Origin of the sequence: Paraburkholderia ribeironis, from assembly GCF_900019265.1 — a bacterium.
Classification (GTDB): domain Bacteria; phylum Pseudomonadota; class Gammaproteobacteria; order Burkholderiales; family Burkholderiaceae; genus Paraburkholderia; species Paraburkholderia ribeironis.
Map to the genome: position 1 here is coordinate 539 of NZ_CYGX02000147.1, position 7,459 is coordinate 7,997.

5 protein-coding genes and 4 pseudogenes are annotated in these 7,459 nt (G+C 59.5%); 4 read left to right on the top strand and 5 right to left on the bottom strand.

The annotated features are described in order from the left end of the window. The coding region (locus BN2475_RS32505; protein WP_143326036.1) for a helix-turn-helix domain-containing protein at positions 1-350 on the bottom strand (350 nt) is incomplete at its 3' end. 67 nt (positions 351-417) lie between these two features. Here BN2475_RS32505 and BN2475_RS32510 point away from each other — a divergent pair. After that, positions 418-850: pseudogene (locus BN2475_RS32510) on the top strand (DDE-type integrase/transposase/recombinase); the annotation flags it as partial. Here the strand turns inward: BN2475_RS32510 and BN2475_RS32515 are convergent. The 3 genes from BN2475_RS32515 to BN2475_RS32525 all read right to left on the bottom strand — a co-directional run bounded on the left by BN2475_RS32515 (position 844) and on the right by BN2475_RS32525 (position 3,593). Then, complete coding sequence (locus tag BN2475_RS32515; RefSeq protein WP_143326034.1) at positions 844-1,155, bottom strand: hypothetical protein; 312 nt, start codon at positions 1,153-1,155, stop codon at positions 844-846. The pseudogene BN2475_RS32510 and the gene BN2475_RS32515 overlap by 7 nt on opposite strands. 162 nt (positions 1,156-1,317) lie before the next feature. Further along, positions 1,318-1,710, bottom strand: coding sequence for a 2-oxoglutarate dehydrogenase (locus BN2475_RS32520; protein ID WP_094783445.1), 393 nt, complete (start codon positions 1,708-1,710; stop codon positions 1,318-1,320). A gap of 68 nt (positions 1,711-1,778) precedes the next feature. Further along, positions 1,779-3,593 (bottom strand): S10 family serine carboxypeptidase-like protein, encoded by a 1,815-nt coding sequence (locus BN2475_RS32525; RefSeq protein WP_094783446.1) that lies wholly within the window; start codon positions 3,591-3,593, stop codon positions 1,779-1,781. 345 nt (positions 3,594-3,938) lie between these two features. Between BN2475_RS32525 and BN2475_RS34075 the strand changes: the two are divergent. Both BN2475_RS34075 and BN2475_RS32530 read left to right on the top strand, forming a co-directional pair. After that, positions 3,939-4,025 (top strand): annotated as a pseudogene (locus BN2475_RS34075) (IS5/IS1182 family transposase); the annotation flags it as partial. Positions 4,026-4,294: 269 nt separating this feature from the next. Continuing rightward, a pseudogene (locus BN2475_RS32530) lies at positions 4,295-4,540 on the top strand (transposase); the annotation flags it as partial. A 190-nt stretch (positions 4,541-4,730) separates the two neighbouring features. Here the strand turns inward: BN2475_RS32530 and BN2475_RS36685 are convergent. Next, positions 4,731-4,879 (bottom strand): annotated as a pseudogene (locus BN2475_RS36685) (IS110 family transposase); the annotation flags it as partial. Positions 4,880-5,513: 634 nt separating this feature from the next. On the opposite strand from BN2475_RS36685, the gene BN2475_RS32545 reads away from it, so the two are divergent. Beyond that, on the top strand, positions 5,514-7,067 hold the full coding sequence (locus BN2475_RS32545) for a hypothetical protein (protein ID WP_094783448.1): 1,554 nt from the start codon (positions 5,514-5,516) through the stop codon (positions 7,065-7,067). Positions 7,068-7,459: the final 392 nt, after the last annotated feature.

The following is a 7,459-nucleotide window of genomic DNA, read 5'->3' on the forward strand; positions in this document are numbered from 1 at the left end:
GGCTCGCCATGCACGGCTTCGATGCGCTTCGCGATTTGTCCGAGCGTCATGGACTCCGTACGCGCAACCTCCATCGCCGTGGCGAGCATGGCTTCGGACAACGCACGAGGACGAGCGCCGCCATGGCCGGACAGCAGACCACACAAGCCTTGCTCCTCCCACAGGCCGGACCAGTTGTAGATCGACTGCGCGCTGACATCCAGCCCGGCGGCGGCCTTGGGAGCACTCAATCCATTACCCAGCAGCAGGAGTCCCGCGGCACGTGTGCGGATGTCTCGATGTCGATGATTGACGGACAGTTGTTGCAAGGTATGCCTCTCTGCTTTGCTCAGCTTGATGATGCATTTCATCGGGCGTCATTTGTGTTGAACTCCTTAATCAAACGCACCAACTTCAAAACCGTTTACACGGAACACTTACCGCGCAGTTGACCGGGCGGGAAAAACGGTCGATTTTCGACTCAGCGCCAGGCAAAATGTGGCTGCGGCAAAGGCGTTCTTCGCGAAGGCGATCAGAAGTCAGGGGCGCGCTCCGGCTACGATCACGCTGGACGGTTACGCGGCGTCTCACCGCGCGGTGCGCGAAATGAAGGCCGATGGGATCTTGCCCAAAGACACGACGTTGCGATCCTCGAAATACTTGAACAATCTGATCGAGCACGATCATCGCAACTATCAAGTCTAGGGTCAACGCGATCCTCGGCTTCAAATGCTTCAGAAACGCGACCGTCACGATCTCGAGCATCGAGTTGATGCATCGCATTCGCAAAGCGCAATTCGATCTCACGAACCTGCGCCTCAAAGATACCAATGCGCCCGCTATTTGGAAGGCAGTTCTTTCCGCTCAATGAGGTGGCGGCGAATACGCTGCTTCTCGCTCGCTATTGAAATTTGCACCAGAGCCTTGCTTCCTGTCTTCTTCGATTTGCGTGGCGACATTGACCGGGCCGTAGTGGTAGTCGTTCACAGCTTGGACCTGCTTCGGCTGCGTGAGCGGATCGTAGCCATAGAGTTTTTTTTGCAGCGCATCCACGCTGCCGTCATCCCAGACCCGATAGTTCACGTCCGGCATGCCGGCCATGACGGAGCCGACCTGCGGGAGAATCGTGTTGGATTGGTTCGACACTTCGAACGGATCGGGCAACGAGCGGGTCACCAATTTCATTGGTCACGTTCGGCTCGGTCGGCGGTGCCGCGTTCATTGCCAAGGCGCCGTTGTGAACGAAGCCATAACCGTCCAACATCGCGTTGTTGACCGCGGTGTGTTTGACAGTCGCGAGAAACATCGGTGTGGCGAACACCCGCCTAGCGCGGCGCTTTATTGACGCGGTTGCTGCTGCAGATACTGCCGCACGTCATTGAGCGATACGCGCCCCGAGTGTGTCGTGTCGATCTCGTCGAAATGTTTCTCGATATAACCGAGGCCGCTGCCTTGCGCCTGCGCCCGCGTAATCGACGCACCGTTACCCAGCACCGAAGCCGCGCCCATGCGCGCTTCAATCCGCTGTTGCGCCTGTTGCTGCAATTGCGTTCCCGTTGACGGCGCAACGGCCGCAGCGCGGCGGGCCGGGAAAAATGGACCGTCCACGCCGTGGCCACCTTTGGGCAGCGTGACGGGCGCCACGGCCTGTGTCGCGGCCTGCGCATTGCCGAGCACGGCACCCAGAGAGACGACCAGGAGCGTGCACCACAGCTTGTCGACTGGAGACATGATCACTCCCCATGAAGAGATGAGCGGGAGATCTCCGGATCACCGGGGACCAGTTTCTTTGTTGGAGGCTACTGCGTGGCCGCCACCTGTGCAGTGGCTGTCGGCGTGCCGGGAGAACTCTCGTCCTGCCATGGCGCCGGCAGTGTCCAGAGCGATAGTGCCAGTGGAACCGGCTGGCCGGCGTAGTAGTTGACGAGGTCACGCTTCATCTTCGGCCGCGCGACGTCATCCAGATAGGTCATATGACCGCCCTGGAAGAAGTTGACCTGCAGGTCCGGGTTCAACCCGCGTACCGTTTGCAGACGCGCGAGTTCTTTCTCCGTGGTGAAAAACGGCGTGGCCAGATCGTGAAAGCCGTTTTCGGCAAGGATCTTCAACTGCGGATTGAGCGTGATTGCGGCGAGCAGATCGGGCAGCGTGTCGGGCAGCGGCTCGCCGTCATGCGAGAAGTCCCACACGTCGATGATGCGGTCATTGAGCGGCAGGTAGGTCGCATTCGGCGCCGTATAGCCCAGGTAGTCTGGCATCTGTGTCGCGAGCACCGTTGTGAACGGCTGCGCGATCAGGATGTCCGACGGGTCCGGGTCGTTTTGCAGGCGCGGGTCCGAATTGGGCAGCGACACGCGCCCGTCGTACCGGCCGATCGTGGTGCCCGGAATCAGCGATGTGTTGAACGGGTTGATGCTGAAATAGCCCTGCAGTGCTTGCAGCGTCAGACCCGAAGGCCATTGCCAGGATTGAAGCGTTCGCGTGGGCGGTAGCACGGGCGTGCCAAGCGCATCGGGAGTGCCGAGCTGGCTGAGCACCCATGTCTGCGCGTACTGCCTGAAGTCTTGATATTGACCCGTTGCAAAGATCTGCGATTGATAGGCGAACAGTCCCTGATCGATCAGCGGCGGCGACGCCTGGTTGTGGTACGCGGCCACCTCCGCATAACCCGGGTAGTAGCCGGCGAGCGTATCGGTATCGAGCCGCAGTCCTTCCGTATTGAGCGTAATGGCCACCGCCTCGATTGCGTCGGCGAAGTAGTTCAGGATCGACGACTGCAGCACGATGCCCGTCAGAGGCACATCCGCCGTTTCGAGCGCAAGTGCGAGCATGTCGGTGCGCGGCGTGCCATACGATTCGCCATAGAGATAGACCGGCGAATGGCTGAGGCTGTTCGCCGCCAGATAGCGGATGATGAAATCGCGCATGACACTGACGTCGGAATCGCAGCCCCAGAACTGCTGGTTGATGTTTGGCAGGATTGCTTCCGAGAGTCCTGTGCCGGGTGGATCGATGAACACCATATCGGTGGTGTCGATCAGGCTCTCCGCGTTATCAACGAGCGGATAGTTCGGCCAGTTGGTAAGCAACGGGTCAGGCGTGGCGACGCGCGTGGGTGCGAACGAACCGAGGCGCAGCCAGATCGACGATGAGCCCGGGCCGCCGTTATAGAGAAATGTGATGGGCCGGGGTGCGCCGTTGGTGCCTGGTGCCGTGTAGGCGACGTACGACATCGTAGCTTCGGGGTTACCGTTTGCGTCGGCAGCCGTCAGATGCCCCGTTGTCGTCGTGTAACTGATCGTCGTCTTGCCCGACTTCCATTGGTGATGCATGACGGCCGCCTTTTCGGCTACCTGCGATGCGGGCAGTCCGTCCTTTGCGTTCATTGAATATGCGACGGGATCGACATAAGGCCGGTTGGATGCCTGAGGTTGCTCAGCGTCCTGCTGATTCGCGCTCACATGGCGCAACGCATCCGTGGCCGACGATGCGGAACTGCTGTCGCCGCCTCCGCATCCGGCGAGCATCAGCACGCCGGCCACCAGTGCCAGTGTGCCGGCAAACCCGCGCGCGCGACGCGGGAGGAGGCGGCTAAAGCTACGGTCTGGAGTCATTTCTGCCCCTGTGACTTGGTGATCGACCACAACGCGAAGGCCGCATTTGCCGGCGAGGCACTGGAAGCTGCTGTCGGCGTCGGCGGGTTTTGCAAGTGTTGTCTGTCCTGTGCGCCGCTGGTCAGTCCGTGATCACGGTGACGCGGCTCCAGCGATTGGTCGCAGCCACGGCTTTCACGACGGGCATCAGTTCCTCATCGAGCGTAACGCGGTGCTGCCATTGGCTTCGCGCTTGTAGTCCCGCTTGAACTGGCTGAGTGCTCAATACCGTGCTGCGCAGCTTGCGCTAAGAGCGGACGGACGAACGCGTCCAGCGCAGCCCGCTAGCCTCCAACGACTTTCTTCAAGCCGATCATCGCGAAGCGTCGCAGTGAGTACGGCAGCGGGCTCGGAAAATTCCGCTGGGTCGTTGAACGGACTCACTCCTGGCTCATTGGCGGCTGTCTCGTCTGCCGGAATGCAGAAGGTGTTGAACTAGCCTCTAAAGTCCGGCGGTCCAACAGCGATGATCGTGCCAACAGCCAGATAACCGCTCGAATCGATATTCCTCGTTTTTCAACGACGAACAAAGGCGACAATGAAGACGCGGAGTGTCGCAAGTGCGACACTCCGCGTCTGTAGTCTTCTGTTCAATGAGAAATGACGCCGGTCGGAAAAAATGGAAGCCAACGTTTCGTAAAATCGAGAAACGGAGGGCATGCATGAATCGAATTCCACGAGCGGTTTATACGAAGGAGCATCGCGACGAAGCGGTGAAGCTGGTGTTGACTGAGGGTGTTGGGGTATCGGAAGCTTCCCGACAGTTGTCGATCCCAGTCAAGACGCTGGCAAACCGGGGGCGCGCGGCGAAGGCCGGTAAGCTGAAGGATGTCGGTCGGCACCGGAAGCCACTGACGGAGGTGGAGGCCCAACTGGCGCGGGTCAAGCGCGAGCTGGCCGAGGTCAGACAGTTCGCATACCAAATCAAGATCAACTTGTAAAGCGTGCGGTGTCCATATAAGCCAGTGTGAAAATGCAAAAGCACTCAGGTTTAGGCTGTCGCTTTACCCTTCCCAAGTTGCTGCGCAGCCAATACAGCGCGATCTGAAGGGTCGATTTTTTTGAACACTTCATTCAACGCGCGTCTTCGCACAACCTCGCCAGCTTTCGTACCACGTGATGAGAGCCGGCGCACGCTTCCATGACGACAGTGCAGACCTCGTACGTCGCGAAGAATTCAATCGGTTGCTCCCCAGCTTCCTGCGAAACTCGGCCTTGCCGTTCCGGTCCTCGATCAAAACATTGATTCATTGTTGAGCTGCAGCAAAAATTTGCCGGGTCTTTGTGTCTAGAATTGATTCACTTTGCGTGGGGCGAAACATCAATCTGGTTTGTCGCTTTCCTCGTTTCCAGAAAACCCGTGTGGACGTAAAACGGTCAAGCGCGGTCGCAAGCTGCTTTTCGATGCGGCCATCTTCGAGGAGCGCTTTCGCACCATCGAGCGCGTCTTCGCCTGGGAAGACAAGTTTCGACGTCTGCTGCTTCGCTTTGAGCGGATTGCTCGAACTCTTCGACGCTCAATTTCGTTGGAATCTCTTGCCACGACTGCCTTTCGGCCATTTCGACCTTCAAAGCATTGGGATGCTAGCCGATTCGTGTCAGGCGGGTAGAACCCAAGCCCGGCAGCCATTTCAACCGATTCCGCCAGTTGGAAGAAACCCGCAACCAGTTGTCAAGCGTCACCACGAGAACAGCGCGCTCCGGCGCGAACCACCACTGCGATGAAACTGACCATTCCCAGCTATGCCGAACCAGCCGGCGAAAATTCGCCTCCGCCACACAGCCCACGTAGCGCTTCGCCTCCATCGCCGAAGCGGCGACCGCTGGCGTCGGGAAGCCTGCAGTTGCTCGAGAGCGCCGGTGCTTCCAAGGAGGGAGACCATGCAGGGGGAGATTAGTCGCCCGCGAGTGCAGTTACCCGGAGTAAGCGCGCGATGGAGCGAGCCGCCCGCCCAACTCAGCCCGTCGCTCGAAGCGAAATTCGGCCTGGAAATCGAGATTCCGAGCGTCGACGTGTCAGCGGTCGGCGGCGGTGACGCGCTTCGCCGCGGTGTCATCCTGCTGGACCGTCCTCATTGGAAACTGGAGTGCGATGACAACGGCGGCGGCAGGCACGATCTGGAGTTCGTAACGAATCCGCTTGCGAGTGAAGACGACGTGCGCGCGGCGGTAAGAGAGATCACCGCGCTAACGGCAGCGATTCGCGCCCGGGCGCTCGCTGGCGATATGACCGTTCAGCTGAAAGACGTCGTGAGCGACGCCAAGGTCGACGCTGCCCTGCAGTTGAATGATCCGCGCATGCCTGGACGCTTGCAAGCTACGTATGGCGTCGGCCTGGATCATGTCGGGATGCTCATCGATGAATTGTTGCCGAAGAAACAGGCAGAGGGGATCTATGAGAACACGCGGACGGTTGCCGACTTTTATGCGGCGCGCACCGGCGAGCCCTTGCCGCCCAAAGCATGCTCCTTCATCCAGCTCATCAGCATGTACCTCACGCGCGCACAAGCGAAGCTCCCTGCGGACGGCACGGTACATATCTTCTTTCGCATGATGGCGCGCAGCGACTTTTGTGCTGCGTTCTCCAAACTGCTATCGCCTCACGAGCAGGAGGCCTTGCGCACCCTCCTTGTGCCATTGAAGGACTCGCCCACGCGGGTTCCGATGATGATGGAAGCGCTGCACATGAGCGACCCGGATCAGTTGGTGTTCGCAAAGCCCTATAATCTGGCCGACCGAAACCCTAACCACCGGCAAGCTGGTCCGACCATCAAGGATTGGTTGACGTCGATCATAGAGGGGCGGCAGGAGGGACCCTTGCAGAAGGACTTGCTGTCGCCGCCGGTCGGGTATCCGTTGCATAGTGGAGACCTGTCTACCGACTACGGGATGGGCGCGATGGGGGTCGACGAGCGCAATGGTCTCATCCTGTTCGAAATTCGCGGCGCGCCGTATCGGCCCCGGCACGTGACGATGAACGGGCAACTGGCGCGCGCCGCTGACAACGAACTCGGACATGCGGGAAGGCACAACCCCGCATTGAAGACCTCGAAGCGAGGGCCCGTCACCAGTGCCAAGTACGACGCACTGCGTGGAGCCGAAGAGGCCTATGCTGGCCTCCGGAATTCCGCACAAACAATTGAAGCGCGGGCAGAGAGGCTGGATACGGCTGGCTGGAAGTATATGGGGCGGTACTTTGAGACCCAGTTGACCATGCTCACAAAGGCGCGCACGGCGATTTCCGCGCGCAGCCAGTCATCCTGGGCGCCGCGCCTGAGCCAAACGATGGACGAACTCCAAAAAGCAGCTCATGAAGTTCTACAAAGGGGCAACGACGGGAAGCTGCAGGATCTCGTTGCAAAGCTCGAGCCGTTCAAGCTCGCGCTCGCGCAGTATGAGGACGTGCTTTGGAAGGCTGGTGCCAGACGCAAGTGAATCGTCGATTCCCGCGGAACAAGATCGGCCGAACGTGTTGGCAGTGGTGTTCGCGGCGTAATCGCAATGGTGATGAACTGCCGGGCGTTGCGATCAGTACTGGACCCGTATGAAAGCGCCGCCTGAACGCAGTTGCGAAACCTTTTCCGTGCCGTGTCGCGTGGATTGCAGGCGCCGCGCCTTCAAGGCGCCCGTCGTAGAGGATGCTCCGGGCCACCAGTTCTGCTGGTGGCCTGAATGGGGTGCTGTCAAGATTCGGACGTTTACGTAGTCGCCCCTTCAGAACTGCGCAGAGCCAGTTGCAGCACGTGATCGGAAGAAGTTCGTTGGTTGTCGAACTCCCAGAAACAATATCGATCTGATTTTCTTTCCGGCAACTGGTTGCGCGTTTC